This is a genomic window from Lactiplantibacillus herbarum, from assembly GCF_001039045.1.
In the GTDB taxonomy this organism is placed as follows: Bacteria; Bacillota; Bacilli; order Lactobacillales; family Lactobacillaceae; genus Lactiplantibacillus; species Lactiplantibacillus herbarum.
Genome location: NZ_LFEE01000018.1, coordinates 222,518 through 240,061, shown reverse-complemented (window position 1 = coordinate 240,061; position 17,544 = coordinate 222,518). Strand labels below are relative to the sequence as shown.

General features: G+C 42.5%; 15 protein-coding genes. 4 read left to right on the top strand and 11 right to left on the bottom strand.

Annotation, left to right across the window (positions count from 1 at the left end; translation table 11 throughout):
* The first annotated feature begins 367 nt into the window (after positions 1-367).
* Complete coding sequence (locus ACG95_RS06245; RefSeq protein WP_047999692.1) at positions 368-763, top strand: iron chaperone; 396 nt, start codon at positions 368-370, stop codon at positions 761-763.
* Positions 764-861: 98 nt separating this feature from the next.
* Here ACG95_RS06245 and ACG95_RS06240 read toward each other — a convergent pair whose 3' ends face one another.
* The 9 genes from ACG95_RS06240 to ACG95_RS06200 form a co-directional block, all read right to left on the bottom strand.
* Positions 862-1,476 carry a histidine phosphatase family protein gene (locus ACG95_RS06240; protein WP_047999691.1) on the bottom strand — a complete coding sequence of 205 codons (615 nt, stop codon included), beginning with the start codon at positions 1,474-1,476 and terminating at the stop codon, positions 862-864.
* A gap of 147 nt (positions 1,477-1,623) precedes the next feature.
* A complete protein-coding gene (locus ACG95_RS06235; protein ID WP_047999690.1) occupies positions 1,624-3,396 on the bottom strand; it encodes a hypothetical protein in 1,773 nt (590 codons plus the stop codon).
* 27 nt (positions 3,397-3,423) lie between these two features.
* Positions 3,424-5,985 carry an ATP-binding protein gene (locus ACG95_RS06230; RefSeq protein ID WP_047999689.1) on the bottom strand — a complete coding sequence of 854 codons (2,562 nt, stop codon included), beginning with the start codon at positions 5,983-5,985 and terminating at the stop codon, positions 3,424-3,426.
* Positions 5,982-7,064 carry a carbamoyl phosphate synthase small subunit gene (locus tag ACG95_RS06225; RefSeq protein ID WP_047999688.1) on the bottom strand — a complete coding sequence of 361 codons (1,083 nt, stop codon included), beginning with the start codon at positions 7,062-7,064 and terminating at the stop codon, positions 5,982-5,984. Before ACG95_RS06225 ends, ACG95_RS06230 begins: the two co-directional genes overlap by 4 nt.
* 33 nt (positions 7,065-7,097) lie before the next feature.
* Complete coding sequence (pyrR, locus tag ACG95_RS06220; protein ID WP_047999687.1) at positions 7,098-7,622, bottom strand: bifunctional pyr operon transcriptional regulator/uracil phosphoribosyltransferase PyrR; 525 nt, start codon at positions 7,620-7,622, stop codon at positions 7,098-7,100.
* Positions 7,623-7,779: 157 nt separating this feature from the next.
* Positions 7,780-8,703: an RluA family pseudouridine synthase gene (locus tag ACG95_RS06215; protein WP_047999686.1), complete on the bottom strand. Its 924-nt coding sequence runs from the start codon at positions 8,701-8,703 to the stop codon at positions 7,780-7,782.
* Positions 8,704-8,724: 21 nt separating this feature from the next.
* On the bottom strand, positions 8,725-9,174 hold the full coding sequence (gene lspA, locus ACG95_RS06210) for a signal peptidase II (RefSeq protein ID WP_047999685.1): 450 nt from the start codon (positions 9,172-9,174) through the stop codon (positions 8,725-8,727).
* A 204-nt stretch (positions 9,175-9,378) separates the two neighbouring features.
* A complete protein-coding gene (locus ACG95_RS06205; protein WP_047999684.1) occupies positions 9,379-11,034 on the bottom strand; it encodes a formate--tetrahydrofolate ligase in 1,656 nt (551 codons plus the stop codon).
* 104 nt (positions 11,035-11,138) lie between these two features.
* On the bottom strand, positions 11,139-11,516 hold the full coding sequence (locus ACG95_RS06200; protein WP_047999683.1) for an EbsA family protein: 378 nt from the start codon (positions 11,514-11,516) through the stop codon (positions 11,139-11,141).
* Between the two features lie 35 nt (positions 11,517-11,551).
* On the opposite strand from ACG95_RS06200, the gene ACG95_RS06195 reads away from it, so the two are divergent.
* Complete coding sequence (locus ACG95_RS06195) at positions 11,552-11,938, top strand: ribonuclease HI family protein (protein ID WP_047999682.1); 387 nt, start codon at positions 11,552-11,554, stop codon at positions 11,936-11,938.
* Here the strand turns inward: ACG95_RS06195 and ACG95_RS06190 are convergent.
* Positions 11,935-13,041, bottom strand: a complete 1,107-nt coding sequence (locus tag ACG95_RS06190) for an NAD(P)/FAD-dependent oxidoreductase (protein WP_047999681.1) — start codon at positions 13,039-13,041, stop codon at positions 11,935-11,937. The two genes, ACG95_RS06195 and ACG95_RS06190, sit on opposite strands and share 4 nt — an antisense overlap.
* Positions 13,042-13,419: 378 nt before the next feature.
* Between ACG95_RS06190 and ACG95_RS06185 the strand changes: the two genes are divergently transcribed.
* Positions 13,420-14,862, top strand: a complete 1,443-nt coding sequence (locus tag ACG95_RS06185) for an MDR family MFS transporter (RefSeq protein ID WP_047999680.1) — start codon at positions 13,420-13,422, stop codon at positions 14,860-14,862.
* Positions 14,859-15,608 carry a DUF4811 domain-containing protein gene (locus ACG95_RS06180; protein WP_047999679.1) on the top strand — a complete coding sequence of 250 codons (750 nt, stop codon included), beginning with the start codon at positions 14,859-14,861 and terminating at the stop codon, positions 15,606-15,608. The genes ACG95_RS06185 and ACG95_RS06180 overlap by 4 nt, the downstream gene beginning before the upstream one ends.
* A 100-nt stretch (positions 15,609-15,708) precedes the next feature.
* Here the strand turns inward: ACG95_RS06180 and ACG95_RS13980 are convergent, their stop codons facing one another.
* The gene (locus tag ACG95_RS13980) at positions 15,709-17,307 is read right to left on the bottom strand and encodes a GH25 family lysozyme (protein ID WP_237756463.1); all 1,599 of its coding nucleotides are present in this window, start codon (positions 17,305-17,307) and stop codon (positions 15,709-15,711) included.
* Positions 17,308-17,544: the final 237 nt, after the last annotated feature.

Genomic DNA, 17,544 nt, shown 5'->3' with positions numbered 1-17,544 from the left:
AAATCTTAGATGCTCCTTATCAAAACCCAGTAGTCCCTCATCCTGTTTCCGACTAAACTTAGGTTATTCAATCAGGAGAGGAACTGATACCATGCAAAAATCATACGAACTCGTTAACACTAATCATCCCCAGACATCAATCCGAACCAACGTCATCAACTATGTTCCAGATAAGCATCCGTACTGGCTCTGGCAACTAACTAATTAGGCTTATTATTAAAATCACGTTTCAAATCGTAGTGGGCTTGTCACGTGACAATATTATCCCGCTTAGATCAGCTATTTAAAGACTGATCTAAGCGGGATAATTTGCTTTTAAACAGGCCCTTCGCTACACTAAAAGTATCTAATACTGGAGGATACGCCAATGACAACTGATTTAACGGACGACTTACAAGTTTTTGCCCCTTTTTTAGCGACCATCGACGATGCAGATCATCAAATCGCTTTTATCACCGTGCTCAACTGGGTGCATACCACGTTTCCACAACTAAAACCGAAGTTAGCCTGGAATCAACCAATGTTCACTGACCACGATACGTTCATCATTGGTTTTAGCGTTGCCAAACCACACTTCAGCGTCGCACTCGAAAAAGTCACGCTCGATCACTTCCATGATCAAATTGTGGCTGCCGGTGATGAAACCACTAAGATGCTTTGGAAAATCAGTTTTACTAAGCCCGTTAACTACCCCTTATTAACACAAGCAATCCAATATAATCTTGATACCAAAATCAATACCACGACGTTTTGGCGTAAGTAATAAAACCGGCTACCCAGCAAAAAGATTGGGTGGCCGGTTTTAATTATTCAATCTAATCAGTTTATGATATAGTCTCGCAGAATCTAGTTTACATAATTTTAATTTTTAACAGTTGTTGCAGTCTCTAGTTGTGGTAAATTATAAATCCCGGCAAACGTGAAGACTCCCGCATCATATTGATATTTCAAGACAGCACAGTTATCCAGCTTAATCCCCTGCTGTTCAATCGCTTCAACTGATAACCAGCGCCGTAAGAACATGAAGCTAGCACCACCATGACTAACCGCCAAAACTTGTTGGTTATCAGGACGTTCCATTACCTTAGTTAGCGTTTCAACCACCCGTTGCTGCACCTGAAGATCATTTTCACCGCCATACTGCAAAAAGAAATCGCCGTGGCTATGACGAACGGGGTCTGGTTGAGGGTTTAGTGTCTCACTCTCACCTTCAAAGATCCCAAAGTTCCATTCCTTGATTCCTTTTAAACGTTCATATGGTTGATCCGTCACTAGTTCCAACGTATCACTAGCACGTTCCTGAGTTGAACAATAAGCATGATCGAAAGTAATCCCCTGTTCATCAAAGTAGGCACCAATCCGTTTAGCATCCGCGATTCCCTTCGCAGTTAAAGGTGAATCACACCAGCCCTGAATCTTTTTTAGCTGATTGAATAAGGTCTGTCCGTGGCGCATCATATATAAGGTTTTAGTCAATGTATTTAGCCAACTTTCTCGATAGTTAATTGCTTAAATAAAGCATAACACACTTGTAAGCGCAAACATAAACTGGAATATAAAAAACTGGTCAACTAAATTTAGTTGGCCAGTTCTTGACATTACACCTATTTAATTCATGATAGCCTAGCTTTGTTCACTTTTTTGACGTTTAAAACCACGTCCCAAAGCAACTACTGCGACACCAATCCACACAAGTATCGAAATCCAAATGCCAAGAATACTGCTCTTGCGTGGTGTATAGACTATTTTCAACGTATTTTTACCATGCTGACTTTTAACTTTAATTGTCCCAAGTTTTGTTGGCTTAAAGCTACTGTGTTTCAGCACCTTACCATTCAAGGTTACTTTAGTCTGCTTGTATGCAACTATCGGAATCTGTTGCCGCTTAGCCCGACCTTTATTCGTCCAAGACATGGTCATGATGCCGCCCTTTTTAACCGTATGCTTGTACTTACGATACTGCTTAACCACATATTTATTGTAACCATTATAGTAAGAATAGTGGTTATCAACTTTTTTGACCGGCACATAATCAGGAGTTGTTCGAGCAACGATCCGAATTAGCGTGGATAAGTTGCTTGTATGGAACGCTGGCTGAATTTGAACAATATTAGTAATTTTTTTACCCTGATAAACGACGCTATTCACATTAGTATCAGTGGTTCCGAGTCCCTGAGATAACTTGACTGAGGGATTCTGGTACATGCCAACCGTATTAGCAGTCGCAATCGCTAATGAGAGTACGGAAGCAATTGCCATTACACTGGCAATTAATCCAACCCGATCATTAAGCTGTTCTTCAGAATCTGTATCTAAAATATCGCGGAATAGGCTTGCCGCACCTAAAATCAAGAATGAGATCCCGATAATTGTAAACCGTCGTGGTAATTGGAGGTAGCGACCTAGCATTGGCCACGAATCATCAATCTGTTGCCAAGGAACTAGCGTCGTCCCCAATACGATATAAATTGTTGCAATGATCAATAGTAATCGTGACATCCAGGTCGCCTTTTTCCAGAAACAAATGAGACCTGCCATCGCAAAATAAAACACTAAACATAGAATTGAAATGCTGAGTGGCGTACTGTGATCAACAAATGGAACAACAAGATTAGTGACACCCAGAACTAAAGGTAGCTTTGTTGGTGGTAATAACGTCTCACCACCAGTAACTGCTAAATATGGCATGACGACGTTCAAACTAAGAATTAACGCTAAGCCAACGGCAACTAATAAGTAACCAAGACTACGAAGTTTGCGTTGTGATTTAACCAATCCGATAACAAAGAATGGCACTAATATTGGTAGTACTAACGCTGTTGTCATGATCTGTGCTTGCGTAATAATCCCCACAATCACACCCAGCGATAGCATTGAGCCTAGTGACCAATCACCCTTATAAAAATCAACAATTGGTCCGATCAATAATGGTAAGAAAGCCAATGCTATTGCTCGCCAGTTAGATCCAAAGATAAAACTATAAATTGAGAAAGACGATAAGTAAACAACGCCTAATGCAATTGAAGTTTTAAACGGTAAGTCTAATCTACGCGCACCATGATACAGTGAATAGCCAGCAATAAAACTGACTAAAACAATCGAGATGATCTGAAAACGAAGCCAGTTACCGGCTAGTAAGAGTATCCCCCCACAAATATACGTGATTAGCGGACTATACAATTGATTGATAATCCGACCTGATTGTTGAAACGAATACAAATTTAAAAAACTAAAGTTATGGTGTCGAATCTGCATTGCTGCTTCATAAATTCGGTTATAGTGGAAGTAACTATCTACACCTAGAACTGCCGTTTTATTTAGTATAATCGGTGAAGCCACAATCAGTGCGGCAATCAATATAATGATTGGTGCCCACACATTCCTTCTTACTCTCATCTGCTAACTCCCTTAAATAATTAATGATTAAAAATCAGTATCCTCATTGCCCGCGTTCAATGCCGCCAAAGCAGCTTTCAATGTTTCCCCATGAGCAATGACTGATCCAGTTGCATGACCTGGTTCTCCCGTAATCTCATTCTCATCATACATCTGTAATTGATTGTACGGAAAAGTATTCGCCTGCACGAAAATCGTCTTCAACTTACTACTATCCGGATAATCATACATCACTTTAGACAATGGTTCGCCCAACTTAACGTGCAACAACAACCGGGTGACACTTGAGCCGCTTGCCTTGCTGATCAAGGCCATCATAGCGATGCTCATTGGTTCAATCGTCGCCAACTTGAGCTGTTCATCAGCAATCGTCAAACGTACGGTATACAGCCCTGGTAGTCCTAACGCTAGTACCCGTTGTTCAATTTCTTTGCTTAAAGCCACAATCGCTTGGTTTTCAGCCTTATCCTGAATTGGAAAGACCTCAATTGATCCTCTAACATTAGCTCGTAGATTATTACCAGCAATAATTTCACTGATCCCAAATATTTGAACCGTGGTTCCATCAGAAATAACCTCTACGGCTGGCGAATCATTAGTCTTAACCTGTTCCCGTGGTAAGCTGTTGTTGATCTGGATCACTTGATAGTCCAATGATTTCAATAACTGCCCCAATCGGTAATCGTGGTACGTCGTCAAGATAATTTCGGGTTTCTCAATATCCAAGACATTCAAAATATCTGAGTACTGTTTAGGTTCCACGTAACGTTTAGTCGCCAATTGTGGTGTCATTGCAACACTGTTAGGATTGGCATTAATGAGGATAGGCTGATAATCCGCTTTTTTTAAGTAGAAAAGCAGTTGCGAAACCATATAGTCATTACCGTGGTTGGTTCCGATGCGGTTTGCACCGGTCCCAATTACAACGGCGCGCCGTCCTGTCTGCTGCTGACTCTCATTATCAAGTTCATAAGTTGAATAGTAGGTGTTGGTTTGTTCGACAAACTCTCCAGCCGTTGATTCAACTTCCTTAAACGTCGGTTGAATCTCATTCTCTAACGCAAACTGCCGGACCTGTTTAGTATCCGTTTGCCAAGCATCAGCCGCATCTTCATCAGTAAAGCCAAAATACTTGGCTCGCCCTAAAGCATGAACGTCAAATGGCCGATCGCGCAAAGCTTGTTCAATCTCTAAAATATGACTTAATTTATAGAAGTAAAATGCATCGATCTTCGTTAGTTCGGCCAACTCATCAATCTGATAACCCCGGTTAAGGGCCTCTAAGAGAACTAACATCCGCCCAGCTTGTGGGTGAATCAAGCGTTGGATCAGTTCACCTTCCGAATAATCCTGTGGTTGGTTGGCAATCACGTGATAACGCGATTCATCAGTTGAACGCAATCCTTTCAATAGGGCTTCTTCTGTCGAACGGCCAATCCCAATCACGGAACCGGTTGACTCCGTAACGGTATCCAATTGATGACTGACTTTATTCAGCACGTTAAATGGCCAGGCTGGAATACGACAAACGATGTGATCCAAAACTGGTTCGATCAACGCCGTTTGCTTACGATAATTTCCTAATAACTTAACTTCAGCCAAACTCATGCCGGCAATCAGATTAGCGACGACTTGTGCTAGCGGATATTCCGTTGCTCGGGCCGCTAACGCCATGGTGCGATCAAAATAAGGCGTGACTTTAATCACGTAATAGTTCTGCGTCGTTGGATCTAACGCAAATTGTACGTGACACGAACCACTCAGATGTAAGTTACGCATAATCTTCAGCGTTGTTACTCGAAATTGTTGATATTCCTGATCAGTAATGGTTTGCGTCGGCGCAAAGACGATTGAATCTGCCGAGTGAATCCCAACCGGATCAAAGTTCTCCATCCCACTGATTAGCAAGGCCGTGTCCTTATGATCGCGCACGGCAACAAATTCAAGTTCCTTATAGCCCACGATACTCTGTTCCACAATACATTGTTTGGTTCCCGAAACTTTAAAGCCCATCGTCAATGCGCGTTGTAGATCGTCCTCGTCTTCACAGAGTTGCCGACTGGCTTCAATACGGGGCGCAACGGATTTTACAATGACAGGGAAACCGACGTTACGTACGACAGCCATTGCCTCGGCTTCACTCGCAACCACTTGTGACGAAATAACAGGTTCGTGCATCGCCTTCAACCGGTTACTCATTAATGCTGGGTTAACGATCATATCAACCGTATTCTGATCCCATTGTAAAAGTCGGACATTATTATTTTTGAGCACATTATTACTAATTAAACTCTGAATCAGATTAACACCCTGAATCCCACCTAATGATGGAATCAGTCCATCCGGTTGTTCAATCTCAATGATCCTTGATAAGGATGCGACCGTCAACGGTTCAATGTAAACCTTATCCGCAAACCGGTTTTCGGCAGCAACTGAATAAGCGTTATTATCAACCAAGACGACCGCAATCCCGAGACGACGAATAGTCGCCCCAATCTGCGTAACAGCAGCATCATGCTGGCCCTCACGACCGATATCATTATGACCCGCACCGATGATTAATACTTTTTGTAGTACCTGATTGTTCACCAGATTGGCCCCCTTGCTTGTTGCATAGATTCAACAAATTCATCGAAGATCCCGCGTGTTTCAGTCGGACCCGGCGCTCCATCTGGAAAGAATTGAACGGAGAATGCTGGAAAATCACGGAAACGTAGTCCTTGAATCGTACCGTCAATTAGATCCACATAAGTTGTGATCAGCTTATTGCGATCAATCGTTGCGGGATCAACCGCAAACCCTTGACCTTGTGACGCATAAATAATCTGATTAGTAATCACTTCACGAATCGGATGATTAGCCCCGTGGTGTTCTGGTGAAAGCTTCATAATTTGAGCACCATTTGCCATAGCAAATAACTCATGTCCGAGACCAATCGCAAACATCGGTACCCGTGTCTGAATACCTTGAATCATTTGAATGACACTTGTCGGCAAATCTTGAGGTTTACCAGGACCAGTTGATAACACGACGCCATCTGGATCAAGGTTGATAATCTCTTCAGTTGTAGCGGTATAAGGTAGCACTGTAACGTTACAGGCCCGCTTACTGAGTTCGCGTAAAATACCGTGTTTGAGACCAAAATCAATCACCACGACGTTGAGTCCAGTTCCTGGATTAGGAAATGGTTTTGGCGTGGCAACTGCTGCAACCTGCTGATTTGTCAGGACGGTTGCACCCAATTGGTCAAAAGCATGCGCATCCGCAACGTCAACGATACTTGCTTTCATCGGCCCGCTTGCTCGTAGTTGTTTGGCTAAGTGCCGGGTATCAATATGACTGATACCCGGAATGTTTTGCTGCTTTAAATACTGGTCTAATGACCAACGCCGCTGCCGATTAGTTGAAATACTTGCAACATCACGGACAACGACTCCCTTAACGGTTGGTAAGATCGACTCATAACTATCATGATTAATGCCGTAACTACCAATGGTTGGCTGAGTAAACGCAATAATCTGGTTATGATAAATCTGATTCGTAATGATTTCTTGATAACCAGTCATACTCGTATTGACCACGATTTCCCCAGTAGAAACCGCTGGTGATCCAAAGCCTTCACCTAAGTAGACGCTGCCATCTTCAAGAATTAAATAACGGTCTGCCATTGCGATCCCTTCTTATCTGCTTTTTTATTCAAGCTAGTTAATAATCTCAATACTATCGTGACCGTCAATCTCTTTAACGGCAACTTTGATACGTTCTTGGCGAGCTGTTGGAATATTCTTACCGATAAAATCCGCACGAATCGGTAATTCTCGGTGACCACGATCAACTAGTACTGCTAATGCAATACTTTGAGGTCGGCCACCACCCATGAGGGCATCTAAAGCCGCGCGGATTGTCCGCCCAGTAAAGAGGACGTCATCAACTAAAATCACACGTTTATTTGCTACCGTAAACGCCAACTGATAACCAGCTGGTGCACTAGCTTGATCCAGCGGCTGATCATCACGAAAAGCCGTAATGTCTAATTCGCCTACCGGAATGACTGTATTTTCAAGCTGTTGTAGTTGGGCCGCAATCCGTTGAGCTAAGTAAACACCCCGCGTTTTAATGCCTACCAATACCACGTTCTTAATCCCTTTATTTTGTTCGATAATTTCGTACGTGATCCGGGTCAATGCCCGTTTCATCGCCATTGAATCAACAACTTCTTTTTGCATGATTGCCTCCCAAGGATGATTTAAGTGTCATTTGAGCCACCAGCATTACAAAGAAAGACGGCCGGACATAGTGTCACGACCGTCGATGAAAAGTCATTGTTAACGTTCACCTTTCAGTCTCTCAGGGCCGGATTAAAGGACGCTCATTACTGTTAGATTAATGATTCAAGTCGGTTTTGTCAAGCTTCGCTAAGGTCGTTGTAAAAATTGACGGTAGCGGTGCTTCAAAGGTTAACTGTTCACCCGTTACTGGGTGTTTAAAACCGAGTAACCGGGCATGCAGAAACTGCCCCCGACCCTTTAATGTTTTCTTAGGGCCATACAACGGATCGCCTACTAACGGATGACCAATTGACTGCAAGTGCACCCGAATTTGGTGCGTCCGACCAGTCTCTAGTCGACAGCTGATCAACGTATAGTGTAAGTAACGTTTTAAAACCTTGAAATGGGTTACTGCAGGTCGGCCGTCCTTAACAATCGCTTGTTTCTTACGATCTTTAGGTGACCGTCCGATAGGTGCATTGATCGTTCCCGTTTCTTCCTTAATCACACCATGTACTAACGCCACGTACTCACGCAGATTAGTCTTGGCTTTTAATTGAGCAGCCAAAGATTGGTGCGCTTGATCATTTTTAGCAACCATCAACAGACCTGATGTATCCTTATCAATCCGGTGCACAATACCCGGTCGGAACTCACCGTTGATCGTTGACAGTGGACTGTGATAAAGCAGCGCGTTGACCAACGTCTGGTCCGGGTGTCCAGGAGCCGGATGAACGACCATTCCCTGTGGCTTATTGACCACAATAACGTCTTCATCCTCGTAAACAATATCCAGTGGAATATTTTCCGGTTCAATCGTCGTATGCTGCACCGTTTGGGCTAGCACGACGATTTGGTCACCAGCCTTAACTGGATACTTGCTGGCTTGAATTTTGCCATTAACGGTTACTTGGTCCGTCTTGATTAATTTATCAACCTGCGAACGCGTCCATACTGATTGAAGACTCGCTAAAACTTTATCCAACCGACCAGTTTGGTCAGTAATTAAAAACTGCTGTTCAGTCGTCGCACCTGCCACGATATCACCTACCCCTTTTTGCTATTTATCAAAACTATCATCCCGTAAAACACCAATTAGAATGACGATCACACCGACAGTTAAACATGAATCGGCAAAGTTAAAAATTGGAAAATTAATGAAATCGAGCTGGAACATGTCTACCACATAACCAATTCTTAATCGGTCAATGAAATTGCCCAGTGTGCCCGCGATCATTAGGGTAATCCCAAGCTCATAGAGCCACTTATCACGCAGGCGCCACAGTAAGTACACCATGACGATCAGTGCAACCACAGAAATAAGGTAAAAGAACCACATTTTACCTTCTAGAATGCTCCATGCAGCTCCGTTATTATGTAAATTAGTTAGTGATAATAGTCCTGGTACTACGGTCGTACTTGCCCCTAGTGCAATATGGCTAACAATGGCTGCCTTGATCACTTGATCAATCGCAACCAGGCCAACCATAACAATCAAATAAATCCACATATCGTGACCCTCACAATTCGCTAAACTTGTTTAAGTATACCAGATTATTAGACATTCGTATTGTTGGTGTGTTAGAAACTTATCCTAACTATCGCTACACTACATTTGATAGTTAACAATAGACTTTCGTATTGAATCTGTCTTTATAATCGAATTCAACATAAAAAAAGTCGATGCGCTTCACATCGACTTTTAACGTATATATTAAAATAACCCAGAAATTCGACCATCATCCGCAATATCCATATCTAAAGCAGCTGGATGTTTTGGTAGCCCTGGCATCGTTAAGACATTGCCAGTCATGGCAACAATAAAGCCGGCACCTAACTTCGGTACAAATTCACTGACGTTAATCGTGAAACCAGTTGGAACACCCAACAATTTAGGATTATCACTCAAGGAATACTGCGTTTTCGCCATACAGATAGGAAGTTTATCCCAGCCCTGCTTAGCAAATGTCTTCAATTGACGTTTAGCCTTAGTTGAGTATTCAACTTGTGCACCACCATAAATCTTCGTGACGATTGCTTGGACCTTGGCTTCAATCGAGTCCTCTACTGAATATAAAGGCTTGAATTCACTAGGTTGATCTGCTAATTCAACAACCGTCTGTGCTAATTCAACGGCCCCATCGCCACCTTGACCCCAGACGTCAGCTAAAATAGCTTTAACCCCTAAGTCAGCACAATAGTCCTTAACTGCTTGAATTTCAGCCGCTGTATCAGCCGTAAATTCGTTGATAGCAACCACGACTGGTACACCGTATTGTTGCATGGCCTGAACGTGGTGACCTAAGTTAGCCATCCCAGCCTTCAGCGCTGCAATATCTTCAGTTCCTAAGTCTGCTAATGCCATGCCACCATGCATCTTCAGAGCACGAATAGTCGCTACGATAACCACAACGTTTGGTGCTTGACCCACAGCCGCCGTGTTGATGTCCATGAACTTTTCGCCACCGAGATCGGCACCGAAGCCAGCTTCGGTTACGGTATAATCAGCTAAATTCAGACTAGCTTGCGTTGCTAACACACTATTACAACCATGTGCGATATTAGCAAATGGCCCGCCGTGCACTAACGCTGGCGTATGTGCTAGTGTTTGGACAAGGTTTGGTCGTAAAGCTTCCTTTAATAGCAGTGCAATCGCACCACCAACTTGTAAATCAGCAACGGTCACTGGTTGGCGATCGTGAGTATAGCCAATCAAAATCTTGTTGATCCGACGTTTTAAGTCCGCAATGTTTTCTGATAAACAAAGAATCGCCATCAATTCACTAGCGACGGTAATATCAAAGCCGTCTTCACGCGGCACACCAGAGGTAGCCCCACCTAGGCCAATCACCACGTGACGAAGAGCGCGGTCATTAATATCTAGTGTCCGTTTCCATTGAATTCGACGTTGATCGATTCCTAAAGCGTTGCCTTGTTGGATATGGTTATCGATCAGCGCAGCCAACGTATTATTAGCAGCAGTTAACGCGTGCATGTCACCCGTAAAATGTAAGTTGATGTCTTCCATAGGGATGACTTGTGAGTAACCACCACCAGTGGCGCCACCCTTCATACCCATGACGGGGCCTAAAGATGGTTCTCGTAGCGCAATCATCGTATTTTGACCATTTTTAGTCAAGGCGTCACCTAAACCGATTGTCACAGTTGACTTACCTTCACCAGCTGGTGTTGGGTTGATTGAAGTTACTAAAATTAACTTACGCTTAGTATCTTTGACAGGTAATGGTAATTTTAGTTTAGCTTTCGTACTACCATATTGATCAATTTCGTCTGCCGTCAGTCCGGCCTTAGCCGCAATTTCAGTGATTGGTGCTGGCTCTACTTGTTGTGCAATTTCAATATCTTTCAATTTAAGTCCGCCCCTTTAATTATGATAGTTTTATTATACCCGTTTTGCTGTAAAAATGAACTTTAAATGTTGATTATGCATTTAAAGTTCGTGTATTTGACGATTTAGACTAATTCAAGTAGTGCTTGACGCGCTTTCTTCAGCATTAAAAATTGATAGCTGTTCCCGTCGATTTGTACTTTGATACCGCCACGGACTGGTTCCATTGATTCCAATTGATCACGGGGAATCACTAACCAAGACCGATTTAAAACCGTACTAAAAATAATCAAATTACGGTCAATAGAAACTCGACGCAACCCAATTTGTGCGACACAAAGGGCAATAAACACAAATCCAATGAGTAAGAACCACCATTCGAATTTTAATATTTCAAGCCAAACAACGATACCGAGAAATAGGATCAGTAGCGTCCATGACCACACAATCATGCTAGAAACTAGATTTGGTTGATATCTAAAGGTATGCTTAGTATTATTCACAGAACTTAAATTCCTTTCATACTGGAGCTAATTATATGCAACTATACACCGATGCTGCCACTGCAGCAGATCACCACAGCGCAGCGGGTATTTTATTAATTAATAATGGCAAACAACAACAATATCACTCACCGTTACCTGTGAGTGATAACCATACCGCTGAATTTTTGGCTGCAATTGCGGGTTTTAAAACCTTAATTGATACTTTTGGTCCGCAACAGACCGTCTTTTTTTACACAGACAGTCAAATCGTAGCTGAAAGTGTCGACAAAGCTTACAGCAGTCACTTCGCTATTGAACTAGCCATACTGCTGAATCTGCAAGATCAGTGCCAACTTGTCGTAACGCAGTGGATTCCAGAAAGTCAGAATCACGGCGCTCACGAACTTGCACAGCAAGGCTTACATTCAAAGAACGACTAATCGGCCTCTTCCAGATAGTTCTCAACTGGTTTCGTGTACCTAGCCCAATCTTGTTGACCCGTTTGGACGTACTCAGCTAACAACTTTCCAATCATTGGCCCCGTTGTTAACCCTGATGAACCCAGTCCACTGGCAACTAAGATATGCGGATTATCTGGTAAGGGACCAAAGAATGGGGCAAAATCACGGGTATAGGCACGTGTGCCCACTTTCACTTGCGTAATTTCATCCTTATTTAGATCTTGGTCAAGTTTTAACCCACTGGCGAATAAGTCATCCTCTATTAAGGAAGAGACTTGCAAATCGTAACCCATATCATCTTCGTGAGTTGCACCAACAACGAGCTTATTGCGCGTAAACGGAATAAAATCACGTTCACCCTCAGGCATCAGTACGGGAACGTTATCACCCCATGTTTCGGGTAACTGCAGTTCAATTAACTGTCCTTTTTGTGGGCGAACATCCGCAACTAGTTTCATTGGCAATAACAGTGGTTTTAACCACGCACCGACAGCCAATATCAAGGTATCATAGCTTTGTTGACCGTGCGTCGTTAATAATTGCCCTTGATCCCCTAGCGTAACCTTCCCCTTATGGCGAACTAAGTTACGTTCTTCAGCGTATTTCAGTAAGTTATGTGCAAATTTATCACCGTCAACCCGAGCTCCACCACTGATGAAGACACCCGGTTGTGGATTAGTTAACAGTGGAATACGATCTTGAACTTCCGCAGCGGTCAACGTTTCAATATGGCCGATTTGAGGTGCTTGTTGCTTACGTTCATTGGCAAGATAATATAATGCCTGTAAGTCATCCGGATTCTCACGAGTCACAATCGTTCCGGCTTGTTGGTAGACTGAATAGCCCATCTGAGTCGCATCAACGATTTCAGGATAGAGTGCAGCGCCATCCTTAGCGAGTTGATACCAGCGCTTATTTCGACGCTTAGAAAGCCAAGGTGAGATAATCCCCGCCGAATTCTTGGTCGCTTGACCGATACCTTCATCATAGATGGTCACATCTAGTGTTGGATCAGCACTCAAATAGTACGCCGTTACGGCTCCTACAATACCACTACCAATAATCGTTACTTGCTTTTTCATTTTAACGCCTCCACACTATTCTGCTTCCATTTTAGCATACTGCGAATTTGTTGCGCAGGCGAACCAATCAGATGTTCTTAAAAAAAAGATACGGTTTTAATCTGACAGTCTGTTAAATCACTCGCTTACGTCACACTTCTAAAACATCCAATTAAAATCTTAATTATTGACCGCGCATAAACTAGTTTATGCGTTGCCTATTTCACCCCTAAAAACTCAATAATTTAAGCGTTATTGCCATAACTAGATAAATAATTAAAATTAATTCGTTTTATCTCAAATAAACTGTTCTAAACAGTTTATTTCCTGACCAAAACAGGTTACAATTGAGTGTAAATCCAAAGGCGTCTCGTACGTCTAAAAAGTGAGGCTTTCTTAATGAAAGATGTTAACGGTAAGCCATTTAACCGAACCTGGTTAATGGTGACCCTGATGTTCGGAACCTTTTGTACTGCACTAACGACCAACATGTTAGTAACTGCCTATCCGACCCTAATGAGCGAGTTCAATATTACGAGCGCAACCGTTCAATGGTTAACGACCGGCTTCTTACTGGTGATGGGGATCATGATTCCTATCAGTGCTTGGTTGATCAATAACTTTAGTCTCCGGTCAATTTATTTGGCTGCACTATCGTTTTTCTTAGTTGGTTTAATTATCAGCTACACCGCTAATAGCTTCTCAATGATCTTTATCGGTCGTTTGATTCAAGCTGTTGGTGTTGGGATTACCTTCCCTACAATTCAAACGGTCCTACTCGTAACCTTCCCAGCTGACAAGCGTGGGGCAATGATGGGACTCGGTGGGATTGTGATTGGATTAGCACCAGCCTTAGGACCTACCTTATCTGGTTGGATCCTAGATAACTCAACTTGGCGTAATATGTTCGGTATTATTATTCCACCAGTTATCTTAGTACTGATTCTTTCTTTGATCTTTGTACGACCAGTTATTCCTGTTAAAAAATCACCAATCGACAAGATTGCCATTATCCTTTCGACAATTGGTTTCGGGAGTTTACTCTTCGGGTTTTCTGAAGTTGGTTCGAACGGCTGGGGTTCACCTTCAGTTATCGGCGGCTTCATCGTTGGTTTGATCTTCATCGGACTCTTTGTTCGTCGCGAATGGCCAGCCAAAGATCCATTCTTAAATGTTCGCTTATTAAAGATTCCATCATTTACCATTGCTTCCCTAATTACGGCATTTTCTAACACGACCATGATTGGGATCCAAGTTGTTCTACCAATGTACTTACAACAAGTTCGTGGCTTATCACCATTCCATTCTGGACTAATGATCTTACCTGGCGCCCTTGTTTTCGGTATTGTCAGTTTAATCAGTGGTAACTTGAATGATCGTATGGGTGGTCAGCGTTTAGCCTTGATTGGGACGTTCCTATTAACCTTAGGAACGTTACCATTCTCCTTACTAACTCAGACAACGCCATACAGCTATATCATCTGTGAATACACGATTCTTATGATTGGGGTCGCACTCGTTACGATGCCCGTTACGGCTGCTAGTTCAGTTGATCTTACCGGACTTCAGTTAAGTCACGGAACGGCTGTTAATAGCACCATGCGCCAAGTAACCACTTCAATGGGGACTGCCGTTTTAGGGAGTGTCTTAGCAAATGTCATGTCAAACGATGCTCCTGCTAAAGCCCTTTTAGCTAGTGCACCCTTAGTCTATCAAAGCCAAAGCTACACTGCCGCTATGAACGGTTTCCACGCCGCTTTCCTAGTTGCAACTGCCTTTGGGATCATTGATTTATGCTTAGCATTCTTCGTTAAAAATCAAAAACAGGAGGCGGCGGCATGATTTTAATCGTTTTATTCATCGGTATCGTCATCTTCGTCTGCGGTTTGCTCTTCTTGGAGACCAAGATGCAACGAAGTATTGTTGGTAGCATTGGTTTCATTATCTTAATCGCCAGTGCTGCACTAATGCTTGGTAACGACAACTGGCATTGGGGCATGCATCAAGGCAGCACCACCAAAACCGTTAAGATTGCTTCTGTTTCAACCAGTAAAGAACTAAGCGTGTTAGTTTATCAGCCTATTAAAAAGGCCAAAACTGAACGCGTCTACGTCTATACTTTAAAAGGTCAATCCAAACAACGTCATACACCAGCTAGTCTTAAGACAACTAATCGCGTGACGTATCGCAACGTTGATCAAGCTAGCATGGCTACCAAGACAACAACTTGGCGCTATGATAACAGTTTTTGGAAGTTCCTCTTCTCTTGGACCGGGACACATCACGAATTAGTGAGTCGTCAAGTTACCTTTACTTTACCTAAGGACTGGGTAACCCTCAGTACAAGCCAAGCTAAGTGGTTAGCCACAACGGCTGCTCAAAAGGAAAAGACTGCTAAGACGGCAATTGCCACAGCTGTTGCTACCGAAGTGAAAACAGCCGTAGCTGCGGACCCAACGATGACAACTGCAGAAATTGCACAAGTAAAATCTAAGGCCGAAGCTGCTGCTGAAAAGCAAGCAGAACAACAAACGGCTTCAACCCTTGCTGCTTTGATCAAACAAGCAAAACAGCGATCAATTTACTAAGTTAGTTACTACAACGAGTATTAACTAACTGTTGAATCAAAAATAAGAGCGCAAAACCAAAATTTGGTTTTGCGCTCTTATTTTCATTTAACTATAAATACTAATGATTCGTTTCTTGAACTGCGGCTGTAATGTAACCACCTGAACTGAGTTTAATACGATATAGCCGCCCTGATTGAACAACCTTCCCGCTAAACTTAGTCCCGTTCTTAATGGTTTTGCCTGATCTATGACTCAACTTAACATCACTGTAAACATTGGCTGTCCCATATTTCATGGTGAATTTTCCAGAAGAACCTAATGGCCAATAGCCACCAATATCTTGAGCAAGTAACCACTTGTTGAGACCTGAAACGTAGACAATCTGTTTAGATCTGGACTTGGTAACCGACTTAACCGCCGTAATTCTGTACATCTTTTGCCGAACCGACTTTGGAATTGCAGCACCACCGTAATAATTAATTGCACCACTTGAAACATACGCAGACTGGCCTACTTTATAGCTGCTGTAGGCATAAACGATTGGTTTCGGTTTTGCCATCGCAGTATAGGTCGATGCTGTTACTAGACCAGTAATATATCCACCGTTATCCAATTTGACTTGATACGTATTGCCGGATTGATGAACAACCGTTCCTTTAACTGAGGCACCCTTAGCAACTTGCTTACCGGTTTTGCTGGTTAACGCTGCATTATTATAAATAGCCGTATTGGCTGTTACCTTAAAAGCACCATACGCCCCATTAGCCCAGTAACCATTGATATCTTGAGCATACAACCATTTATTGAGACCAGCAACATAGACAATTTGTTTTGATTTAAACCTAGTCAATGCCTTTACTGCCGTAATTTTATACATTTTCTGCCGTGCAGAAGTTGGAATTTTTGTAGAACCATAATACCCAGTCGCGCTATTTAACACGTACGCATACTGGCCAACTTTATAGCTACTATAAGCATACGTAACAAGTTTGGCTACTGGCTTAGTCACTGGTTTAGCAGTTGTCGTTGTTGATGCAGATGACGTGCTCAGCCACCAACTCAGTGGATGATAATTAGTCACCGATGAACTATCGGAAAGACTATTATCAACGTTTTGACCCAACGCCTTCAAGTAGTAAGAACTAGTATACTGCCATAATGAATAAGAAATTGTTGGCCGGTTAGAATAGTTTGCAATCCACTGAGCATCAAAAATCTGGCGTGAACTATTGGCATACGTACTAGCAAATGATTGGTAAGAATAGAAGATCAACTTTTTACTCGTCAACGAGCGCATCTCACTGTACCAAGCCTTAACCGCCGCATTTGATGTGCTGCTATTCATCGAAGTGGTTTCAAAGTCCAAGACATAGAAACGCGTGTTTTTATTTGCCCGCGCGTAGAACTTTTGAGCCTCCGCCTTAGCACTTGCCACATTCGTAAACGTTGCAAAATCATACGAGCCAAATGGCACACCGTATTTAACATATAAGTTTTCATTACTAGTGTGATATAAATCTTCATACCCCGAACCATATTGAACCCGGTTGATAACAAAGCTGACCTGCGACTTAAGACTGCTAACCTGGGTACTCGTCAGACGCCCCTGCCATTCTGAAATATCAGGAATAGCTGCTGAAGCTTTCATTGACACACCAAAGGTAAACAACACCCCAACGGTCGCCAATATTAATCCCCATCTTTTTTTTATTTTCACTTTCCATACACCTTTCCGTAATGGATTTAGCACTTAAAACACTCGTAAACAGTCATAATATGTAATTCACTTAAATATTCAACGGAATATCAAGATGACTATACCAATCAATCTAATAACAATGTTTAGACGTATTAACAGTCGGTTCATAAGTATGATTTTTAACATTATTGCTGCTTACAATTATCTTCAATTACTAATCAAAGACTAATGTACCATAGAAAACTGTTACTCACA

What these genes read in the sequence shown, in the direction of transcription:
- ACG95_RS06225 (WP_047999688.1), bottom strand. Translation starts at nt 7,064, where the DNA reads ATGGCAGACCGTTATTTAATTCTTGAAGATGGCAGCGTCTACTTAGGT.
- pyrR (WP_047999687.1), bottom strand. Translation starts at nt 7,622, where the DNA reads ATGCAAAAAGAAGTTGTTGATTCAATGGCGATGAAACGGGCATTGACC.
- ACG95_RS06190 (WP_047999681.1), bottom strand. Translation starts at nt 13,041, where the DNA reads ATGAAAAAGCAAGTAACGATTATTGGTAGTGGTATTGTAGGAGCCGTA.
- ACG95_RS06245 (WP_047999692.1), top strand. Translation starts at nt 368, where the DNA reads ATGACAACTGATTTAACGGACGACTTACAAGTTTTTGCCCCTTTTTTA.
- ACG95_RS06235 (WP_047999690.1), bottom strand. Translation starts at nt 3,396, where the DNA reads ATGAGAGTAAGAAGGAATGTGTGGGCACCAATCATTATATTGATTGCC.
- ACG95_RS06180 (WP_047999679.1), top strand. Translation starts at nt 14,859, where the DNA reads ATGATTTTAATCGTTTTATTCATCGGTATCGTCATCTTCGTCTGCGGT.
- ACG95_RS06185 (WP_047999680.1), top strand. Translation starts at nt 13,420, where the DNA reads ATGAAAGATGTTAACGGTAAGCCATTTAACCGAACCTGGTTAATGGTG.
- lspA (WP_047999685.1), bottom strand. Translation starts at nt 9,174, where the DNA reads ATGTGGATTTATTTGATTGTTATGGTTGGCCTGGTTGCGATTGATCAA.
- ACG95_RS06195 (WP_047999682.1), top strand. Translation starts at nt 11,552, where the DNA reads ATGCAACTATACACCGATGCTGCCACTGCAGCAGATCACCACAGCGCA.